The sequence below is a fragment of the Edaphobacter sp. genome (genome assembly GCF_035532915.1).
GTDB lineage: Bacteria > Acidobacteriota > Terriglobia > Terriglobales > Acidobacteriaceae > Edaphobacter.
Window position 1 is genome coordinate 14065 of record NZ_DATKQC010000421.1, and the last position, 20021, is coordinate 34085.

15 protein-coding genes are annotated in these 20021 nt (G+C 60.0%); 8 read left to right on the plus strand and 7 right to left on the minus strand.

Annotation, left to right across the window (positions count from 1 at the left end):
- Nucleotides 1-92: 92 nt before the first annotated feature.
- From ftsA to VMU57_RS19815, 4 genes are all read right to left on the minus strand, one after another.
- Entirely contained in the window at nt 93-1322 is a 1230-nt protein-coding gene (gene ftsA / locus VMU57_RS19800) for a cell division protein FtsA (RefSeq protein ID WP_158910614.1), read from the minus strand.
- The gene (locus VMU57_RS19805; RefSeq protein WP_325386576.1) at nt 1319-2494 is read right to left on the minus strand and encodes a cell division protein FtsQ/DivIB; all 1176 of its coding nucleotides are present in this window, start codon (nt 2492-2494) and stop codon (nt 1319-1321) included. The genes ftsA and VMU57_RS19805 overlap by 4 nt, the downstream gene beginning before the upstream one ends.
- A 243-nt stretch (nt 2495-2737) precedes the next feature.
- On the minus strand, nt 2738-4144 hold the full coding sequence (gene murC, locus VMU57_RS19810; protein ID WP_414648695.1) for a UDP-N-acetylmuramate--L-alanine ligase: 1407 nt from the start codon (nt 4142-4144) through the stop codon (nt 2738-2740).
- A 68-nt stretch (nt 4145-4212) separates the two neighbouring features.
- A complete protein-coding gene (locus VMU57_RS19815) occupies nt 4213-6402 on the minus strand; it encodes a glycoside hydrolase family 3 C-terminal domain-containing protein (protein ID WP_325386578.1) in 2190 nt (729 codons plus the stop codon).
- 264 nt (nt 6403-6666) lie between these two features.
- Here VMU57_RS19815 and efp point away from each other — a divergent pair, with 264 nt between their 5' ends.
- The 7 genes from efp to VMU57_RS19850 all read left to right on the plus strand — a co-directional run bounded on the left by efp (nt 6667) and on the right by VMU57_RS19850 (nt 13798).
- Entirely contained in the window at nt 6667-7251 is a 585-nt protein-coding gene (gene efp, locus VMU57_RS19820; protein ID WP_325386580.1) for an elongation factor P, read from the plus strand.
- A 59-nt stretch (nt 7252-7310) separates the two neighbouring features.
- Nucleotides 7311-8324, plus strand: coding sequence for a signal recognition particle-docking protein FtsY (gene ftsY / locus VMU57_RS19825; protein WP_325386582.1), 1014 nt, complete (start codon nt 7311-7313; stop codon nt 8322-8324).
- 62 nt (nt 8325-8386) lie between these two features.
- Nucleotides 8387-9133 carry a TetR/AcrR family transcriptional regulator gene (locus tag VMU57_RS19830; protein ID WP_325386584.1) on the plus strand — a complete coding sequence of 249 codons (747 nt, stop codon included), beginning with the start codon at nt 8387-8389 and terminating at the stop codon, nt 9131-9133.
- Nucleotides 9120-10184: an HlyD family secretion protein gene (locus tag VMU57_RS19835; protein WP_325386585.1), complete on the plus strand. Its 1065-nt coding sequence runs from the start codon at nt 9120-9122 to the stop codon at nt 10182-10184. Before VMU57_RS19830 ends, VMU57_RS19835 begins: the two co-directional genes overlap by 14 nt.
- The gene (locus VMU57_RS19840; RefSeq protein ID WP_325386587.1) at nt 10181-11188 is read left to right on the plus strand and encodes an ABC transporter ATP-binding protein; all 1008 of its coding nucleotides are present in this window, start codon (nt 10181-10183) and stop codon (nt 11186-11188) included. The genes VMU57_RS19835 and VMU57_RS19840 overlap by 4 nt, the downstream gene beginning before the upstream one ends.
- Before the next feature lie 13 nt (nt 11189-11201).
- A complete protein-coding gene (locus VMU57_RS19845) occupies nt 11202-12314 on the plus strand; it encodes an ABC transporter permease (protein WP_325386589.1) in 1113 nt (370 codons plus the stop codon).
- 65 nt (nt 12315-12379) lie between these two features.
- The gene (locus VMU57_RS19850) at nt 12380-13798 is read left to right on the plus strand and encodes a serine hydrolase (RefSeq protein ID WP_325386591.1); all 1419 of its coding nucleotides are present in this window, start codon (nt 12380-12382) and stop codon (nt 13796-13798) included.
- A 51-nt stretch (nt 13799-13849) separates the two neighbouring features.
- On the opposite strand, the gene VMU57_RS19855 is transcribed toward VMU57_RS19850, so the two are convergent.
- From VMU57_RS19855 to VMU57_RS19865, 3 genes are all read right to left on the minus strand, one after another.
- Nucleotides 13850-15199, minus strand: coding sequence for a M56 family metallopeptidase (locus VMU57_RS19855; protein WP_325386593.1), 1350 nt, complete (start codon nt 15197-15199; stop codon nt 13850-13852).
- A complete protein-coding gene (locus VMU57_RS19860) occupies nt 15192-15590 on the minus strand; it encodes a BlaI/MecI/CopY family transcriptional regulator (RefSeq protein WP_325386595.1) in 399 nt (132 codons plus the stop codon). Before VMU57_RS19860 ends, VMU57_RS19855 begins: the two co-directional genes overlap by 8 nt.
- Nucleotides 15591-15695: 105 nt before the next feature.
- The gene (locus tag VMU57_RS19865) at nt 15696-19073 is read right to left on the minus strand and encodes a TonB-dependent receptor (RefSeq protein WP_325386597.1); all 3378 of its coding nucleotides are present in this window, start codon (nt 19071-19073) and stop codon (nt 15696-15698) included.
- Between the two features lie 388 nt (nt 19074-19461).
- Here VMU57_RS19865 and ribD point away from each other — a divergent pair.
- A partial coding sequence (ribD, locus tag VMU57_RS19870) for a bifunctional diaminohydroxyphosphoribosylaminopyrimidine deaminase/5-amino-6-(5-phosphoribosylamino)uracil reductase RibD (RefSeq protein WP_325386599.1) occupies nt 19462-20021 on the plus strand: 560 nt, incomplete at its 3' end.

Consider the following 20021-nt stretch of genomic DNA (forward strand, 5'->3'; position numbering starts at 1 on the left):
GTATCTCCATCCACACGAAGACTCGGAGCAGAGCGGTGTAGCCTGTCTCAAGTTGAACTTCTATCCACCCGGATGCATCTCAAACGGTCAAGCTAGAAGCTTCCAGCGAAGATAGCTTTCAGCTTCGATCGCAATCCCTGCTCCTCGCTGGCCTTCCGTACCTGTGTACGATGCGTGTAGAGCAGCATCCCGATCACCGCCGCAAACTCCGGCTTTGCCAACTCCTCCGGCATCCGCGACAGAGGTACCGGAAACCCGATCCGCGCCGGAACCCGCAGCAGGCTCTCCGCATTGTCCAGCAGGCCAATCAGGTTCGCTCCGCCACCCGTCAGCACGCATCCCGCGCCCAGCGCCTCCAACACGCCGCCGGTTCGCAGATTGTCGCGCAGCATGGTGAACAGCTCTCGCGCCCGAGGCTCCAGAATCTCAGCCAGAAATCTCTGCCTTACCAACCGTGCCGGCTGCCCACCCGAATACGCCAGGTTTCCGCCAACCTCGATCTCGTTCAACTGCGGCACCGCCGTCACCACGCAATGCCCATAGATCTTCTTCAACTCTTCCGCCTCTTCGACGGTCACATGCAGACCTACAGCAAGGTCATTGGTGAAGTGATCGCCGCCAATCGGCAGCACAGCCGTATGCGCAATCGATCCCTCGAAGTAAACCGCCAGCTCCGTCGTGCTCGACCCAATATCGGCGATGCAGACGCCAAGCTCACGCTCATCGGCGCTCAGCACCGACTCCGCCGCCGCGATCCCCTCATACACCGTATCCAGCACCTCGAGCCCCGCCCGGTTCGCGCAGGTAATTACGCTCTGCGCCACTCCACCCGAGCAGGTCGAAAGATGCAGATTTACCTCAAGCCTATTGCCGACCATTCCCACCGGGTCATGAATCCCCGCCTGGTCGTCCAGAATGAACTCCTGCGGCAAAAGATGCAGCACCTCGCGGTCGGGAGGCAGCGCCACGCTGCGCGCCCGATCGACCGCAGCCCGCACCTCCTCGCGCGTAATCTCGCGCATGCGGCTGCCCATGCTGATGCCGCCCCGCGAGTTGACTCCGCGAACATGCGTCCCGCCGATCCCCACAACGGCAGTCTCGATCACAGCCTTCGCCGTGCGCTCGGCCGTCAGCGCTGCGCGATTGATCGCTTCCGCCGCCGGACCCAGCTCTGCGATCAAGCCTTTGCGCATCCCACGCGAAGGCTCGATACCATGACCGCGGTATCGGAGCACGCCGTCCAGCAGCTCTGCCACCAGCACGCAGCTTTTGGTGCTGCCCGCATCCACTACCGTAATGAGGTTTTCCTGCTTCTGGTTCACGGATGGACCACCTGAGAAGAATGATAGCGGGAATTCCCCGCCGCATGATGTACAACTCGCGCGTGCGCCTTCGCGGTCGCTCGATGGGCCTTGGCCTTCGCCGAAGCGCGCTTCCACTTCGAAACCGGGGCCTTCTTCGCCGCCACATGGGCCTTGGCATGAGGCTTGATCGCCGTCCTGGCCGCAGGCTTCGCAGCAGCTTCAGACGGAGCAGCCGCATTCATCCCGTCCGCTGCAGCCGCGGTCGGCAAAACTGCAACCGAGCTGCCCGCATTGGTCGCCGAAGCACCGGGCTGCATATCCAGCACCACCTGCCGCTCGTACCGCATATCCACCGACGACAGGGTCGGATACTGTGTCCGCCACTCCTGCAGATGCTCCTCGAACTTACGGTAGCGGTTCAGGAAATCCGTATCCCCAAAGTGGACCAGAACGTCCTTGCCATTGTCCGGAATCACCGCCTTCACGTCCTCCGGGTTCGACAGGTCTATCTCGCTCAGCTTCTCCGAGATCTTCTCTCCCGAGCTATCCAGGTCCGACGTGAACTGCTCAAAGATCTTCATCCGCGCAGCCCGCGTGGAAAGAGGATCGGAGGCCAGAATCCCGGTCACCACCGGAAACGAGTAGTGCGCGTCTCCATGCGTCGGCATATCCAGAAGCACGCCGCTGGCGTCCACCAACCCAATCTGGCTTCCCTGCCGCACAAACGCCACCGGCGTCCGCTCCACAATCGACACCCGCAGCCGGTTCGGCAGCAGACGCATCACCGTCGCATGCTCCACCCACGGCAACTGCTGCAATTGTGTCCGCCGCTGCGCCAGCGAGACATAGAAGATGTTCCGCTCGACGTCTTCCCCGAAGATATTGACCAGCTCATCCCGCGTCAGGTGCACATTGCCCTGAATCTCAATCGAAGATGCCGACTGGATAAAGAATCGCGGATCATGCATCACGCTGTCCCTGACCAGCAGCAGCGCTCCGAAGCAAAGCCCGGCCAGAACCACCAGGCCAAACCCGGCGCTCATCCTGCCCCATTTGGTCGCGGGCATGCCCCAGCGAAATCGCAGCCGCACGCCCTTCTGCTTCCGGCCTGTTGGAGCGTCCTCGTCTTCCGGAAAATCATCGGCGAAGTCTTCGCTGAAGTCGCGGCGCAGCTTTCTCTTAGGCGCCACAGACGTCCGTCTGGGCACCTTAGGTTCGCGGGCATAGTCCTGCTCGGGCGCATCTAGCACCGCCGCACCGCGTTTCGAAGATCCATTGCTATATCGCAAACTTGAGCAAGGTCGCGAGAATCGCCACCCCGAATATAACCTGTCACGAACCCATTCCCACCCAACATCTTTCCTATGTACCCTTTGAGGAACTCACCCAAATCATTACTGTAATTGTCATTTTTGGTGTCTTTAGTCGAGACTTCACCGCTTCAGTCCCTCTAAAATCATCGCTGCTGCCTGCGAAACACTTCCAGCGCCCAGCGTCAGCACCACATCACCCTCCCGCGCCTCCCGCACCAGAGCCTCCACCGCCGCCGCCATCGACTCGGCGTGCTCAACCTTCGTCGCACCCTCAGCCGCAATCGACTTCACCAGCGCACCGGCATCCACCCCGGCAATCGGCTCCTCACTGGCGGCATAGATGTCCAGCACCTTCACTACATCCGCATCCCCAAAAGACCGCGCAAAGTCCTCCATCAAGTCCCGGGTCCGCGTAAACCGGTGCGGCTGAAACAGCACCAGCACCCGTCCATACCCGCACTCCTGCGCCGCCTGCAGCGTGGCCACAATCTCCGTTGGATGATGCCCGTAGTCATCCACCACGGTCACCCCGCGCGCTACACCCTTCACCTGAAACCGGCGATCAACCCCGCGAAAGCTATCCAGTCCCAAGGCAATCTGCTCCGGAGCCACCCCCAACTGCACCCCAATCGCCACCGCCGCCGCCGCATTCAGCACATTGTGCTTCCCCGGAACATGCAGCCGGAACGGCCCCATCACCAATCCTTTGTAGTTCACCTCAAACCGCGAGTGGCAGCCCTCTTCCTTCTCCATCATCTGCACCCGGAAGTCTGCATCCTCGCTCGTGCCATAGGTATAGACCTTCCGTTTCACGCGAGGCAGCACCGCCCGCAGCAGCGCGTTGTCGATACAGGCCGTGGTCGCTCCATAAAAAGGAACCCTATCCATAAACTCGACAAACACGCTCTTCACATCCGCCATGTCTGCATAACAGTCCATGTGCTCGCGGTCGAGATTGGTCACCACCCCCAGCACCGGCGACAGCTTCAAAAACGAACGGTCGCTCTCATCCGCCTCCGCCACCAGATAATGCGAGTTTCCCAGCCGTGCATTCGACCCCAGTGAATCCACGCGCCCACCCACGACCACCGTAGGATCGAGCCCCCCACCCGCCAGCACCACGGCAATCATCGAGGTCGTCGTCGTCTTGCCATGCATCCCGGCCACGGCGATGCCGTACTTCAGCCGCATCAGCTCCGCCAGCATCTCCGCCCGCTGAATCACCGGAATCTTCCGCGTCCGCGCCTCCACCACCTCAGGATTGTCTTTACTCACCGCCGAGCTGGTCACCACCACATCGCTGGCCGCCGCATTCGCCGCCGCATGGCCTTCAAATATCCGAGCCCCGAGCCCCACCAGCCGCTCCGTCACCGCGCTGCGCCGCAGATCGCTGCCAGAGACCGCATACCCCATCGTCAGCAGGATCTCCGCGATCCCGCTCATCCCAATCCCGCCGATCCCGATAAAGTGGATCCGCTGCGTAGGCGCAAACAAAAAATGTCCAGAAGGTGCAACCGGCACAAGCATATCTTCCACTCTAGCAGCGCCGCATCCTCAAAGCACACCGCTGCTTTGAGGATGCGAACCAGTGGAGCCTACGGAACCTGAATCGTAGCGTCGAGCTTGATATCGACCGACGAATCGCCAACCATAAGCTTCACCGGCTCCGACTCAACTACAAACTTCGACTCCTTCTCATTCCAGTAGGCAAGCTGCTGCGCATCCAGCGGAATCTCAACCGTCTTCGTCTCATTCGGCTGCAACGAAACCCGCTGAAAGCCTTCCAGCTCTTCACGAGGCCGCGATACCTTCGACTTCAAATGCTGAACATAGAGCTGAACAACCTCATCGCCAGCCCGCGTGCCCGTGTTGGTGACGTCCACGGCGACGGTGACATGGCCATCCTTAGCAAGACGCGAAGTACTTGGCTTCAGGTTCGAGAATTTAAAGGTGGTATAGCTCAAGCCATAGCCAAAGGGATAGAGCGGCTCTCCCTTGAAGTACATATAGGTGCGGCCATCGCGGATGTTGTAGTCCATCATGGGAGGAAGCTGATCGACAGACTTAGGCCAGGTGGTCACAAGATGCCCGCCGGGGTTGTAGTCGCCAAAGAGCACCTTCGCGATGGCCGTGCCCTCATCCTGCGAGGAGTGAGCCATGTGCAAAATCGCCGGAACGTTCGCCTGGGTCCAGTTGATGGCAAAAGGAAAGCTCGAAACCAGCACAACAATGGTGTGCGGATTCACCTCGTAGACCTGCTTGACCAACTGTTCCTGCTGGCCAAGCTCGATGCTGTCGCGGTCACGTCCCTCGCGGCCATTGGAGGGCACCGTGCAGGGCAGCGTTCCATTGCCGGTCCAGTCATGCGCCATATCCGGGCCGCAGGTTGGGTCGTTGCCGACAAAGACGACAGCAACCTCAGCCTTGCGCGCCGCGTTCACCGCGGCATCGTGGGTCTCGTCCGCAGCGTAGATCACCTCGGTCTGCGGGCCGACGATCTTTTGAATGCCCTCAAGCGGCGTCACCGTGTAAGGAGGCGTGCCGCCATACCAGTCCCAATGAACGGAGTCGGCCAGCGGACCAATCACCGCAATCGACTTAAGCGTCTCCTTGTTAAGCGGGAGCGTAGCCTTGTCATTCTTAAGCAGGACGACCGACTCCAGCGCAATCTTCTTCGAGACGGACGTATCCGCCTCCGTCGTCCACGGTTCAGGCGAATCCTTCACGCTCGAGTACGGCACCATCGAAGGCGGATCGAGCAATCCCAGCTTCAACGTGATGCGCAGCTTGGGACGAACCAGCTCGTCAAGATCTGCAACCGTAATTGAGCCGTCTTTAAGCGCAGCACGAGTCTCATCCTTATAGGTGTCGAGGAACTGATTAATACCAGCCTTCAAACATGCAACCACCGCAGCCTGCTGGTCGGGATAGCTCTTCGAGTCTTTGACCAGCGCCTTCACTGCGCCGCCGTCGCTCGACAGAATATCGGCACCCCACTGCTTGACCACAATATTTTTCAGCACCGGATTGACCGCCATGTGCGTTCCATTCCAGGCGTTATACGAAGCCATCACCGCTTTAGCTCCGCCATCAAGAAAACCCATGCGGAACGGGACGGAGTAGTACTCCCAGAAGAGCCGCTGATCGAAGTCCGAAGAAGTCTTGGTGCGGTCCTTCTCATTGCTGTTGGCGAGAAAATGCTTCATCAGCGACGCCGCCTGCCAGTAGTGCGGATCATTCCCCTGCAGCCCATGGACGAAGGCGGTCACCATGGTTCCGTTGAAAAAGGGGTCCTCGCCATAGACCTCTTCGCTGCGTCCCCAGCGCGGATCGCGTGCAAGATCAGCCTGCGGCCCCCACAGCATCAGGATGGGGTGGTGGTACTTCGCCGTCTGCGAGATGAACCGCGCCTCGTGGCCTTCGACACCTGCGGCCTCGCGCACAATGGCCGGGTCCCACGTCTCTCCCATGCCGGGAGGCTGCGGAAACTGCGTTGTCGGAATGGCCGGATGCGCATAGGGGCCTGACGCGACCTCGCGCTGCACTACACCATGGATTCCCTCGGAGCTGCCGAAGCTGGGGATGCCCAGCCGCTTCACGGACGTATCCGTACTGAGAAAGTCGATCTTCTCCTCGGTCGTCATCAGCGAAATGATGTTGTCGATGCGTTTTTCGGCGGAGAGCGAGGTATCGCGAAACGGATACTTCGTCTGCTGCTGCGCGAAGGCTGGCGAAAACGTGATGGCGAAGACACTGAGCGAAATGACAACCGATTTAATCTGCATGATGGGCTTGGGTCCGTATCTCCGAAAAAAGCACAGCACCGAATTTGGCTACCGCCGCTGCGCTCATTCTCGAGAGGCACCCATGCTATCACCGACAGCACGACTAATTCGATTGAATAGGAGCAATTATTGAATTTCTCAAACAGTATTCGCAGACGAGCGTCGCCCCCGACAACAGCGCACCGCGGCAAACCCCTTATACTTAATCCAGGGATGAAATCACGTTGTTCTCGATTCGCCCGCCAATTTGTCTCCGAGGGATTCATGGCCGTACTGATGGAAGCGATCAACATCAAGCGCAAGACTATGTTCGAGCTTGACAATGCCCCCTACGCCTGTCTGGATTCAGACATCACCACACCGACTGCTCGCGGCGGCCAGACTCTCGTACGTCTGAAGATGCGCAACCTGCTCACCAGCGCCGTCTTCGAAAAGACCTTCAAGGCCAGCGACAAGTTCAAGGAACCCGACCTGCAACTCGTCCCCGCCTCCTACCTCTACAGCGACGGCCAAGGCTCTCACTTCCTCGATCAGGAGAGCTACGAGACCCTCACCCTCGACGAGAACATGGTCGGCAACGCGCTCGACTTCCTCATCGAAGGCACAGAGCTCCAACTGCACAAGTACAACGGCAATCCCATCGGTCTGCAACTGCCAATGTTTGTCGAGCTGAACGTCACCTATGCTGAGCCCGCAGCGCGAGGCGACTCCTCCAGCGGCAGCGGAACCAAGATGGCCAAGCTCGAAACCGGTCTCGAAGTCCGCGTCCCGCCCTTCATCAAAGAGGGCGAAAAGGTGAGAGTGACGACAGAAACCGGAGAGTTTTCAGGCCGGGCAGACAAAAGCTAGCCACTCCTCGTTGCCGTTTCAAACAGACTCTGCCATGCCATTGCTAAACTAGCATCAGCATGGCATTTTCTCTCTTCGGCAAACGCGACAAACCTGAGCAGCAACCCGACCAGCCCACCGTCACACCAGAGGCTGCGTCCACTCTAGAACCAGCGGAGAAGCGCGGCTTCTTCGACCGCATGAAGCAGGCGGTCACCCGCACCCGCGAGTCGTTCAACGAGTCCATCAGCTCCGTCATCGCCCTCACACGCGAGGTCGACGAGTCCACCCTCATCGGCCTCGAACCCGTCCTGCTTCGCGCCGACCTCGGCGCAGCCACCACTGCCATCGTCATCGAAAACCTGCGCCAGCGCGCCCTCCGCACCGGCATCCAGGGCGGCAGCGAGCTCAAGCAGCTCCTCAAAGCCGAGCTGAAGCAGATCCTCGACGGTGTATCTCACCCCATCCATCATCCGTCCACGCCCCCCGAAGTCATCATGATGGTCGGCGTCAACGGTACCGGCAAGACCACAACCTCCGGCAAGCTAGCCGCCCTCTATCGCTCGCAAGGCCGCACCGTCCTGCTCTGCGCCGCCGACACCTTCCGCGCCGCCGCCATCGAGCAGTTGGAGGTCTGGGCCCAGCGCTCCGACGTCCCTATCATCAAAACCAAGCAGGGCGGTGACCCCAGCGCCGCTCTCTACGACGCCTGCTCCGCCGCCAAAGCACGAGGCACGCAGGTTCTCATCGTAGATACCGCAGGCCGTCTCCACACCAAGACCGACCTGATGAAGGAGTTGGACAAGATGCGCCGCACCGCTGAGAAGCTAGTCCCCGGTGCACCCCACCAAACCCTGCTCGTCATGGACGCCACCACCGGCCAGAACGGCCTGACGCAAGCCCGCCTCTTCACCGAAGCCGCCCGAGTCACCGGAATCGTCCTCACCAAGCTCGACGGCACCGCCAAGGGCGGCATCGTTCTCGCGATCGCCACCGAACTCAAACTCCCCGTCCTCTATGCCGGAGTAGGCGAAAAGATGGAAGACATCCTCCCCTTCGACAGCGCCACCTTCATTGACACGCTCCTCGACTGATAGCTCCCCAGCATTTTCAATAAGCAGGCTTTGGGGTATATTTTTAACTAACCAGTTAATCAATGGCCTCGAAAAAATCCATCCCGCCCACGACAGACCCCACCGACAAAAGCCGAGAGAAGATTCTTCGCGCCGCCCTCCATGAGTTCAGCGTCCACGGACTCGCCGGAGCGCGCACCGATGCCATCGCCGAATCTGCCAAGGTTAACAAGGCCCTGCTCTACTACTACTTCAAGAACAAGGAATCACTCTACGCCGCAACCTTTGAAGCAGCCCTCGGTAACGTCATGCAGAGCACCCTCGCCGTGCTCCAAACTAGGTGCTCCCCAGGCGAACTCCTCCTGCGCCTCGCCCTCAACCACTTCGATCGCATCCTCACCCAGCACGAGTTCCAAAGCCTCATGCAGCAGGAGATGGTGCGCTTCCATCATGGCAAAAGCAGCTCGATTCCCTCGCTTACAAGCAGGATTTTCACTCCGCTCCTCAAAAAAATACAAGCCGCTGTCGAAGAAGGAATTAGCTCCGGCGAGCTATGCGAGATCGACTGGATGCAGGTGATGTACTCGACCTACGGCTCCAATGTCTTCTACTTCATGAGCGGCGCGATGATGCGCCTCTCGCTCTCCTTCGAGCCCTTCGATCCCGCAACCATCAAGCTCCGCCGCAACGCCGCCGTGCAGTTTCTCGGCAACGCCCTCTTCGCCGATCGCGCCCACGGCGCAAAGCTGGTGCGTCGAGTCCTCGCTGCTATGCCTATGCCTGTGCTCGACAAACCATCCGTCTGGAGAAAAATCTATGAACGCCCGTAACCGAATCCTCATCCTGATGGGCATCCTTCTGGTCATCGGGCTCTTCTGGTACTTCTTTTCGACCGACCGATCCACCGATCTCCAACTCATCGGCACCGTCGATGCCAACGAAGTCGTCGTCAGTTCACGGATCCCCGGCCGCATCGAGAAGCTCTCCGTCGATGAAGGTGACACCGTCACTGCTGGCGAACTCATCGCCAACATTCAAAGCGACGACCTCGTCGCCGCCCGCAACGCCGCTGAAGCCACAGCAGCTAGCCAGCACTTCAAACTACAAGGGTCGCAGGACACGCAGCACCAAACCCAGGGCAGCACCACCAGTCAGGTAGCAAATGCCGAAGCCCAGTTGCAGGTAGCAAACGCCGCGCTGCTACAGGCGCAAGCCAATTACGAGCATCAACAGGCCGACAGCAACCGCACCATCGCTCTCGCCAAACAAGGCGTCATGAGCCAGCAGTCGAGCGACGAGGCCATCACGTCTCTGCGAGCGTTGCAAGCCGCCGTAGACTCCGCAAAGCAAAGCGTAGTCGCAGCCAACGCATCTCTCAAACTAGCAGTAGCCAACACTATTCAGGCACAGGCCGCAGCAAAAACCGTGTCCTCCACCCGCAGCGATGTACAGAACGCGCAGGCCCTGCTCAACCAAGCACAGGTCGAACTCGACTACGCCAATGTCCTCGCTCCTATCTCCGGCAAGATCAACGTGCGTGCCGCCCGGCAAGGCGAAGTCGTCGCCGCCGGAACCCCCATTGTCACCATCACAGACCTCACCCAAACCTGGGTCTACGCGCCCCTCCCCGAAACCGAAGCCGACTCCGTCAAGCTCGGCGATACCCTCCGCGTCGTCATGCCCAGCGGCGAGACCATTCAGGGCAAAGTCATCAACAAGTCCGCAGAGGCCGACTTCGCCACCCAGCGCGACGTCAGCCGCCGCAAGCGCGACATCAAGACCATCGAGCTCAAGCTACTCATCCCCAACCCCGGCATGAAGTACACCCTCGGCATGACCGCCGAAGTCTACGTCCCCAAAGACAAGCTGGTAAGCCAATGACCGCCACTCAGCCAGCCATCTCCGTCCAGAACATCATCAAGCGCTACGGTGACTTCGAAGCCGTCAACGGCGTCAGCTTCGACGTGGCCGACGGCGAGATCTTCGGCCTGCTCGGCCCCAACGGCGCGGGCAAAAGCACCCTCATCCGCATGATGACGACGCTCATCCCCGTCACCTCCGGCAAAGCCATCATCGGCGGCCACGACGTCTCGCGCGACGCAGATGAGGTCCGCCGCATGATCGGCGTCATCCCCCAGGCACTCACCAGCGACATCGACCTCACCGTCGAAGAGAACCTCTCCATCTACGCCAAGCTCTACGACGTACCCAAAGCCCGGCGTGAGCAAAACATTAACGAGCTGCTCGAAGCCGTAGACCTCACCAAGTGGCGCAACGCGCAGACCAAGACTCTCTCCGGCGGTATGCGCCGCCGCCTCGAAATCGCTCGCGGCCTCGTCCACAACCCGCGCATCTTCTTCCTCGACGAGCCCACCACCGGCCTCGATCCCGTCTCTCGCGTCGCCGTATGGGAGATGCTCAACAACCTCAAGAACAAGCATCACCTCACCATGCTCATCACCACCCACTACATGGACGAGGCCGACCGCCTCTGCGACCGCATCGCTATCGTCGATCACGGCAAGCTCGTAGCCCTCGATACCCCGATGGCCCTCAAGGCCAACGTCCCCGGCACCAACGTAGTCGAAGTCCAGTTCACCAACGAGTCCACCGAGTGGCCCGAGCGTCTAAGGAAACTCGCAGATGTCATGTCAGTCGAATCGCAAAGTTCCGGCATGTACCGCATCATGACCTCCAGCGGCTCGCTCACCACCATGCAGCTGGTTCAGATGGCCGCCAGCCGCGGTGAAATCATCAAGTCCCTTAGCGTGCAGAACACCACCCTCGACGACGTGTTCGTCCACTACACTGGACGCGCACTTCGCGACGAACAAGTCAAAGCGGCAGCCTTCGTCATGCCGCCGCGGCCCGGAATGCAACCATGAACAGGATGCAGCCATGAACCGAATGATGGCAATCGTCGAACGCGAGATGCGAAAGTTCTTCCGCTCGCCCGCCCTCATGATGGTCTCGATGACTCTGCCGCTGGTGCAGTTGCTCATCCTCGGCCACGCCTTCGGCGGCAAGATCCGCAACGCCCGCATGGGCGTCGTCGACTACGACCACGGCTCGCAGTCGCTCAAAATTCACGAAGCCTTCGACGCCATCGCCGCCAACATCCGCACCTTCACCACCGTCCCCTACACCAACGAGGTGCAGGCCCGCGAAGACGTGCGCACCGGCAAGATCGACGCCGCCGTCATCATCCCAAAGCAATACTCCCGCCGGGTTCTCGCAGGCGACTCCCCCAACATCGGTCTCGTCGTCGACAACACCGACCAGGTCATGAGCGACTCTCTCGAGGCCGAGATGCAGTCCCTCGTCGACGCGCTCAACGCTCCCATCATCCAGCCACTCGTCGTCAAACAGGTCGTTCTCAAGATCGTCGAGCTCTACCCCTACGTCGAGTACATGAAGTACCTCCTCGCAGGCTCGATCTCCCTCGCCATGTACGTCGCCGTCATGATCGGCGGCGGCATGTTGTACATCGACGACAAGGCACGCGGCGTCCACGAGGGCTACCTCGTCACTCCCATCACGCGGCTCGAATTAGTCATGGGCCTCAACCTCGCAGGCTCCATCAAAGCCATCCTCTCCGGCATCTGCCTCACCGTCATCGGCTCGCTCTTCGCAGGCATTGGAGCCATCTTCAACCCCATGGCGCTTCTGCAGCTCTCACTCCTCATCGTCGCCACCTCGGTCGCCTTCAACGGCATGATGTTCCTGATGATGGTGCGCGTAGAAGACCCGCTCGTCCCTCGCGCCATGTTCGGCGTCCTCAACACCCTGCTCTTCTTCCCCAGCGGAGCCATCTCGCCCGTCTCCGGCCTCCCCCCGTGGCTGCGCGCCATCGCCGACGTCGATCCCTTCACCTACGCCGTCCACGGCTTCAAAGCCATCCTGCTCAAAGACGGAGGCTTCACCGCCATCTATCCCGACATCCTCTTCCTCTTCGCCTTCGGCATAGGCGCGCTCCTGATAGCAACGCCCCTCTTCAAACGCACCCTGTAACGTCGTCACCGCGCAATACAGATAGACTGGTCGCTCCAAACTCTGCATCCATTCCCGGAGACCGAATGCGTTACGCGACACTCGCACTCCTGCTCGCCCTGCTGACCCCAAGCCTCAACTCGCAAAATGTCAACGCACAAGCGCCTCTGTCGGACTACCAGGGAACGTACACCGACCATCCCGGCCACACTCTCGAGATCGTCGCCGGCGACCAACTCTTCGCCGTCCAGGATGACGCAAAGTACAAGCTCCTTCCCTCGAAAGCCGATGAATTCACCACCCTCACCGGCGAAAAGATCCCCTTCCTCCGCGACGCCAGCGGCAAAGTAACCGGTTACGAAGAAGGCGGTCAATTCCATCCGCGCATCTCACTCTCCATCACGCCAGAGTCCGCCGCCCTCGCCCATCCCTGGCCACAGAGCAAAGGCGACACTTACCACTACCACCTGCCCGCCGATCTCCACGACGGAATCGCCGTCGCCAGCATCACCCACTCAGACCTCGGCGAAGCCACAGCAGACGCCATCGTGCAAGGCATCCTCGACGGCACCTACCAAGACGTCCACAGCGTCCTCCTCTACCAGCACGGCCACCTCGTCATGGAGGAGTACTTCTACGGCTACAACGCCGCTCGCCAGCATCAACTCCGCTCCGCCACCAAATCAGTTGTAAGCACGCTCACCGGCATCGCCATCGATCGCGGCGCACTCACCGGAGCCAACGAGCCCGTGCTCCCTCACATGAGCTACACCAGCTACGCAAATCCTGACCCGCGCAAATCGGCGATCACGCTCGGCAACTTCCTCTCCATGAGCTCCGGCCTCGACTGCAACGACCACAGTTCCACCTCTCCGGGTCGCGAAACCGTCATCGACGACCAGTCCGACTGGGTCAAGGCCACACTCGATCTCCCCATAATCAATAACCCCGGCAGCAAGGGCTTCTACTGCTCCGGCGGCGTCGCTGTCGTAGGCCGCATGACCGAAAACGCAACCCACATGCAGCTTCCCGACTTCGCCCAGAAGAATCTCTTCGCTCCTTTAGGCATCCCGCGCAACAACTGGACATGGAACTACAACCTGACCAACGCCAACAAGGAGTACTCGCAGATCCATCTCCGCCCACGCGACATGCTCAAGCTCGGCATCCTCTTCGCCGACAACGGAAAATGGAAAGGCCATCAGGTCATCTCTTCCTCGTGGGTGCGGTCATCTCTCGCCACACAAAGCCAGGTCGACGGCACCGACTACGGCTACTTCTGGTGGCATCCCTACCTGAACGTCACCACACCCAGCGGCGTACAGCGCGTGACCATGAGCGCCGCGCAGGGCAACGGAGGCCAAAAGATCTACATCCTCCCGCAATACGACTTCGTAGCCGTCTTCACGGCTGGCGACTACAACTCCAACGGCGCGCCCCCCAACAAGATCATGATCGGAATCATCCTGCCCGCACTCATCGCAGCCCATCCCGGCGCAAAGTAATTTCGGGCGCGGCATCCATCCAACGCCGCACCCGAAATCCAAACATCCTCTTTAAAACTTCTGAAAATTAATTTCTATATTCAGCGCAACTGCTACCGGCTTTCCTGCTCGCGTAGCAGGCTTGAAGCGATATTGCTCAACAGTCTTGACCGCATTCGCATCGAAGTCAGGACGAAGCGAACGCTTGACGTGAACATCGTGAACCATCCCCGACGAGTCCACAACCAGTCCAATCAGACACGTCCCTCCAAATCTGTCCTTCGCCTTTCGAGCAGCCTCAGGATACTCAGGCTCCACAGACCAGACCACAACAGGCGCAGTCACGTCTTTGCCAAGGTGGTAGACCTGCCCATACGGTTGCGCCCGATCGGCTGTCTGAGTAGAGTTTGGCGGCTCAATCACCACAGCCATCGCCGCCCCGCCCACGGCTACCGAAAGCAGGAACACCGTTGCCGGAATCACCAGACCATACTTCATCGCGGAGCTGACGCGTGGCTTCTTGAGATTCATCATCATGATTCGCTTCTCCAGAATGTTGGCATCGAAGATCCCGATGGCGTGAGAGGGATAAGCTCGCGAGCCCACAGCGACCATGGTCGCGAGCCGTAGCAGAGATTCCGTATACCTGCGCGAATCGATAGGCCCATCCGTGGCCATGCCATCGCAGATCATCTCGCGCGTCTGCGCGATGTGCGACTTCAGCATCCACACCACGGGATGGAAAACCAGCAGCAGGCTTGCAATCTCGTAGAAGAGGTTCTTCTGAAAATCGCGCCGCTTTATATGCGCGCACTCATGCGCGAGCGCAGCCAGCAGGTCCTGTGCCGAACACTCCGCGGCAAAGTCGCTCGGCACCAGCAGCACCGGCTCCCGCAGCCCCAGCGTCACCGGACCCGCGATGCGCGAAGACTCAAGCATCCGAGCCGCATCCACCGAGAACGCTCGCCTGCAACTCCGCCATACCTCCTCCTGCTCCGTCGTCAGCAAGAGAGGACGCGCCTGCCTCAGCAACCGTGCCGCGGAACGCAACGACCAGGCGAGCCGCACCGCAAAGTAGAGCACCGCCCCCAAATAGAGCGCCAGCAAAGACACGACAAAAATCTCAGGCAGCGTATAAACATTTCGCGAAATCAGGCCGCCATCCTGGGCGGCAGCAATAACGATCGAAGAGCTCCCGCCAGCCGCATGGGGAACATACAGCAACGCCAGCAACCACCGAAGCAAAGGCAGCCCCGGCATCACAATCGCAAGCCCCAGCGTCGAGACCCACACAAAATGCTCCGCCTGCGCGCCAACTCTTTTGACCAGGCGGCTCACCAGCCATCCCGCCCCGGCAATCAGGACGACCTCCCAAACAGCGTTGACCAGATAAGAGACGACAAAGCCAGAGACGCTACTCATCCTGTTCTCCTCTCTCCTGCGCCATCTTCCGGCTCAGATCCGCGATCCGCTCCAGATCGACCTGGCGGCTTTTGACAAGGCTCATCACCAGTTCTTCGGAAGACCCGCCGAACATGCGCTCGACCAGATCACGCACAGCCTGCCCCAGCACCGTCTCCTTCGAGGCGACCGGGCTATAGACAAAAGCCCGCCCCTCCAAAGAGCGTCCCACCCTTCCCTTGCGGTGCAGAACGTTCAGCATGGTCTGCACCGTGTTGTAAGCCAGCTCATTGCCGGGCAGCAGGCTCTTCTGCACATGCTGCACATTGCTCGGCCCCTCGCTCCAAAGCACCTGCATAATCTGCAGCTCAAGCGGAGTAAGAGCATTCGTCCCTTTTTTTCGTCCGACCATCGCATCTCCTAAACAAATAGGAGTTTAGGACCGAACATTGGCATCTGTCAACCTAAATATTTAGGCCTTTGCCGCCACCACCAGCAAAGGCCCCAGATTCAATGCTTAGAATGAAAGCCGCGCGCTCAGCTGGATCTCTCGTCCGGGCGTAGTCACCTCGGTGATCGACCCGAACCCCGCCGTATTCACAAACCGGTTCGGCGTTCCCAGGTTGGTGTGGTTCAGCGCGTTGAAGAACTCGCCTCGCGTCTCCAGCCTCATCAGCTCGCCCAGCGCGAAGCTGCGCACCACGCTCACATCGGTCGTCTCCATCCCTGGCCCCACAACTGAATTTCTGGTGGCATTGCCAAAGGTATAGGCTGGCGGAGCCGCGAACGCCGCCGGATTGAACCAGTTCGTCGCATTCCTCGTCCCCGGCGCAAAGACCTGCTTGCCGGTAACATTGGCCCGTATGGGATTCTCACCCAGCGCCGTGCCCGCATTCGCGGTATCGCCAAATACCGAGATCGTCAGCGGAAACCCGCTCTGCGCCTGAAAGATCGCCGAGGTGCGCCAGCCCGTGGTCACGGCGCGAGTCAATCGGCTCCTTCCCCACTCCGGCACGTCGTATACCGCGCTCAGCGCAACGCGATTCCGCACATCGCACGCCGGGCCTTTCTCCGCCGCCAGATCGTTATTATTCTGCGGAATCGCCGCTTCGAACATCGGCGAACGAAAATCCGGTGCATTCGACAAGCTCTTCGACCAGGTATAGTTCGCCAGGAAGCTCAATCCCCTTCCTGCCCGCCGCCGCACGTTCACATATCCCGCGTCGTACCAGCTCTGTGCCGAATTCTCGAGCAGATTGATCGTGCTCACGCCAAACGTCGTACTCGCCACCGTCACGTCAGCAGGAATCACCGAATTGGGAACGAAGCTGATCTGCTTGAATGGCCGCCGCGGCTGAATCGCTCCCGGCCCCGGCTGCGCGTTATTGATGAGATGCGAGCGTTGCAGGTGGAATCCGCCCGAGCCCAGATAGCCGATCTCGACGACCGTGCTCTTCCCTAGACTCTGTTCCATCGACGCGCTCCATTGCTGGATGTACTGCGGCGACGGGTGCGTCTCCATCGCGGTAAAGCTGACTACGGTCTTGCCCAGCACCGCCGGGGCGAAATTGAAGCCGTTGATCGACGGCGTAAAGTTGTCGCTCTGGTTGGTCTCCGGGAACGTATACGGCACATTATGCCGCTGGTTGCACCATGTATTCATGTCCACCGGCGTATAGAAGATTCCATACGCCGCATGTAGAACCAGTCCCCGGCCCGGCACATTTTGTGAGATCCCGAGGCGCGGCGCGAAGTTCGCCCGGTTGGGATACATCAACCCCTTCGGCATTCCATTCTGTCCACCGATGAACACACTCGGCGTTCCATCGGATGCGAATGTCAGGTTAGTGTTGGTATATCTCCTATCAATCAGCGCACTCATATATTCATAGCGCACGCCATAGTCGAGCGTCGTGTTGCTCGTCAGCCGAAAGGTGTCCTGCACATATCCATCGCCGTACCATTGGCTCAGGTTCATCTGCGGAATTCCCGCCTGCCGCTGGCGAACCGCGGGCAGACCCAGAAGAAAACTCGCCAATGCCGAGCCGGTGCCATCGTTCGCTCCAATGTCGGTCGTAAAGCCGTTCGTGAACTGGTAGAAGCCACGGTTCTGGAAAAAACCCCACATCGGCCAGATAAAGCGCTGATAGACTCCGCCAAACTTCAGGCTATGCCGTCCCAACAGCCACGTCAGCGTGTCGCGTCCCTCCACCAGCGTGTCCCACGAGTGCATCGGTGTCGCCGAAAAGCTGTCGCCGATCGGCGAATATCCCTGTACTGCAAAGTACGGCGCTCCCCATGCACCCGGTCCTCCAAATCCTACCCCCGTAATCCCCAACTCGCCTGTAATGTCGTTCTTATTTGCGCTCTCCGTCGTATGGTTCATGCTCAACCGCGACACCGCCACCGTTGCCACATTCAGCAGCGACGGCGTAAAGACGTGGCTGTAGGACCCCATCCCCTGCTGCGAAAGATTGTCATGCAGGTAGCCGAACCCCGGCATATTCTCCGGCATAAACCCATGCTCGCCGCCCGCGCTGTACCGCGCAAATCCCGTATTGCTGGCATTGAACTGCCGGTCGAGCCGCACCGTCCCCTGATCGGTGTAATGGACCTCGTTGCGTACATCCAGATAGTTGTTGGAGTCGTTGCCGGAACCCACCACCGTCGGCTGCCCCATCATGGTCATCCCACCCCCCATGCCCATCATCAGGTTCGGCTGGGGCACATACTTCGTCAGCATCGTCACCGCCACCTGGCTCAGCCTGCTCGCAGGAATGACGTTGTCCGGAAACGGCTGACGCGTGAACTGCGGGTTCTGCCGACTCACCGGAAGCGCCGGGTTGTAATGCGGATTGGCTACCGTCGTCGCCGGATCGTAGATCGTCACCCCGCTCATGCTGAAGTCGCCGCCCGACTCCTCCGACGTCGGCACCGTCATCGTCATCGTGTCTGCCTGAACATGTCGCAGTGCTTCATAGTTCAAAAAAAAGAACGTCTTCTTCCCCGGCAGCACCGGGCCGCTCAGCGAGCCGCCAAAGTTGTTCTGCACCAGGTGATTCGTCCCGCCCATGTCGTTGAACGAGTGGGCATCCAACGATCCGTTGCGCAGAAACTCATAAGCCGTCGCATGCAGCCGCGTCCCGCCCGACCGCGTCACAATGTTCACCTGTCCGCCACCCGCGCCGCCCATCTCCGCCGAGTAGCTTCCAATCTGAACTTGAAACTCCTGCACCGCATCCGGTGACGCGCTGAAGTTCTGCGTATTGAAGGTCGGGTCGGTATTGGTCGCTCCGTCCAGCAGGAAATAATTCGAGTTCGGGCGATTTCCCCCCACGCTGATCGCCGACCGCTGCCCCGGCCGCCAATACAAAGGACTCGTATCTCCCGTCTGCGCCCCCATCCCCACGTGCGCCCCGGGAACGGTCAGCATCAGGTCCACCAGCATCCGTCCATTCAGCGGCAACTGCGCCACCGCCCGCTGGTCCACCACCTCGCCCACGCTCGCATCCGAAGTCTTCAACAGCTCCGCCGCTGTCACCGCCGTCACCGTCTGGCTGTCCGGCCCCACCGTCAGCGCCACATCCAGCGTCGCCTGCTGCCCCACTTCAAGCTGCAGCGACCGCCGCGCCACGGCAAACCCCTGGCTCTTCGTCTCCAGCAAATACGCTCCCGGAAGCAATCCTCCCGCCTCATAGACGCCCTGCTCATTCGCCGTCACGTCCCGCGACTCCCCGGTTTTGACCGAGGTCAGCTTCACGGTGGCATGAGGAATGGCAAGATGTTGCGGATCGGTCACCACGCCACGCAAAACAGCATAGTTCGTCTGCGCTTCGACCGCGACAGCACTAAAAATCACACCACAGAAAATTGCCAGCAGCCATGCGCGTCTCATAAGTCTCCTGAACTGAATCCTTCCCGCCCCACACTCTCTGGAATGGGGTCATGCGTCCCATCAACCGCACCGCGCTGGAAGCCGACTGGCCTCATCGCCTGAACGATCGATTCGTCATCATTTTGTTGAACTGCTCGATGCTATTCGCATTGTGTAGACGTGTCATCCAACCTAAGTACGACTTAAATGCCAACCAATTGATCCATGCTATTTCCCGGTTCCATCGGCAAAACCAGCCGGGAGTTCTCCGCTCGCCGGGCAGGAAACGGAGGATCTGCTTTGTATCATTACCTCTGTTGGTGCATTTCTGATAGCAGGCTTGAAGCGATACTGCTCTACATTCCCAACTACGATCAATGCAAGCCTGACAGGCTATCCTGTTGAGAGCATGGCAACTCCGCTCCACAACGAAAAAGACGAAGCCTTCATGCAGCGGGCGCTCACCCTCGCCCATGAAACCGTCGCCCTCGCCTCGCCCAATCCGCAGGTAGGCTGCGTCCTCGTCAAAGAAAACAAGATCATCGGCGAAGGCGCTCACCTCTACGACCAACGCGACCACGCCGAGATCGCCGCCCTCAAGCAAGCCCGCGAACGCGGCCACGACGTCACCGGAGCCACCGCCTACGTCTCCCTCGAGCCCTGCTCCCACCACGGAAGAACCGGCCCCTGCGCCGACGCCCTCATCGCCTCCAGCATCGCCCGAGCCGTAGTCGCCACCGAAGACCCTAACCCGCAGGTCAGTGGCCAGGGAATCGCCAAACTTCGCGCCGCCGGCATTGAAGTCACCCTCGGCATCCTCCAGCAACCAGCCCGCGACCTCAACGACGCCTTCGCCCACTTCATCCAGCACCATCGCCCCTTCGTCACCCTCAAAGCCGGCATGACGCTGGACGGCCGCATCGCTCCTCCGCCCAGCAAAGACCACATTCCCTCCGGCTCCACCCATTG

Excerpts from the sequence above, each read along its gene's own strand:
- VMU57_RS19860 (WP_325386595.1), bottom strand. The coding sequence starts at position 15,590 with ATGGTCGGACGAAAAAAAGGGACGAATGCTCTTACTCCGCTTGAGCTG.
- VMU57_RS19845 (WP_325386589.1), top strand. The coding sequence starts at position 11,202 with ATGAACCGAATGATGGCAATCGTCGAACGCGAGATGCGAAAGTTCTTC.
- VMU57_RS19855 (WP_325386593.1), bottom strand. The coding sequence starts at position 15,199 with ATGAGTAGCGTCTCTGGCTTTGTCGTCTCTTATCTGGTCAACGCTGTT.
- VMU57_RS19840 (WP_325386587.1), top strand. The coding sequence starts at position 10,181 with ATGACCGCCACTCAGCCAGCCATCTCCGTCCAGAACATCATCAAGCGC.
- VMU57_RS19830 (WP_325386584.1), top strand. The coding sequence starts at position 8,387 with ATGGCCTCGAAAAAATCCATCCCGCCCACGACAGACCCCACCGACAAA.
- VMU57_RS19850 (WP_325386591.1), top strand. The coding sequence starts at position 12,380 with ATGCGTTACGCGACACTCGCACTCCTGCTCGCCCTGCTGACCCCAAGC.
- VMU57_RS19865 (WP_325386597.1), bottom strand. The coding sequence starts at position 19,073 with ATGAGACGCGCATGGCTGCTGGCAATTTTCTGTGGTGTGATTTTTAGT.
- VMU57_RS19835 (WP_325386585.1), top strand. The coding sequence starts at position 9,120 with ATGAACGCCCGTAACCGAATCCTCATCCTGATGGGCATCCTTCTGGTC.
- VMU57_RS19815 (WP_325386578.1), bottom strand. The coding sequence starts at position 6,402 with ATGCAGATTAAATCGGTTGTCATTTCGCTCAGTGTCTTCGCCATCACG.
- murC (WP_414648695.1), bottom strand. The coding sequence starts at position 4,144 with ATGCTTGTGCCGGTTGCACCTTCTGGACATTTTTTGTTTGCGCCTACG.
- ftsY (WP_325386582.1), top strand. The coding sequence starts at position 7,311 with ATGGCATTTTCTCTCTTCGGCAAACGCGACAAACCTGAGCAGCAACCC.
- efp (WP_325386580.1), top strand. The coding sequence starts at position 6,667 with ATGGCCGTACTGATGGAAGCGATCAACATCAAGCGCAAGACTATGTTC.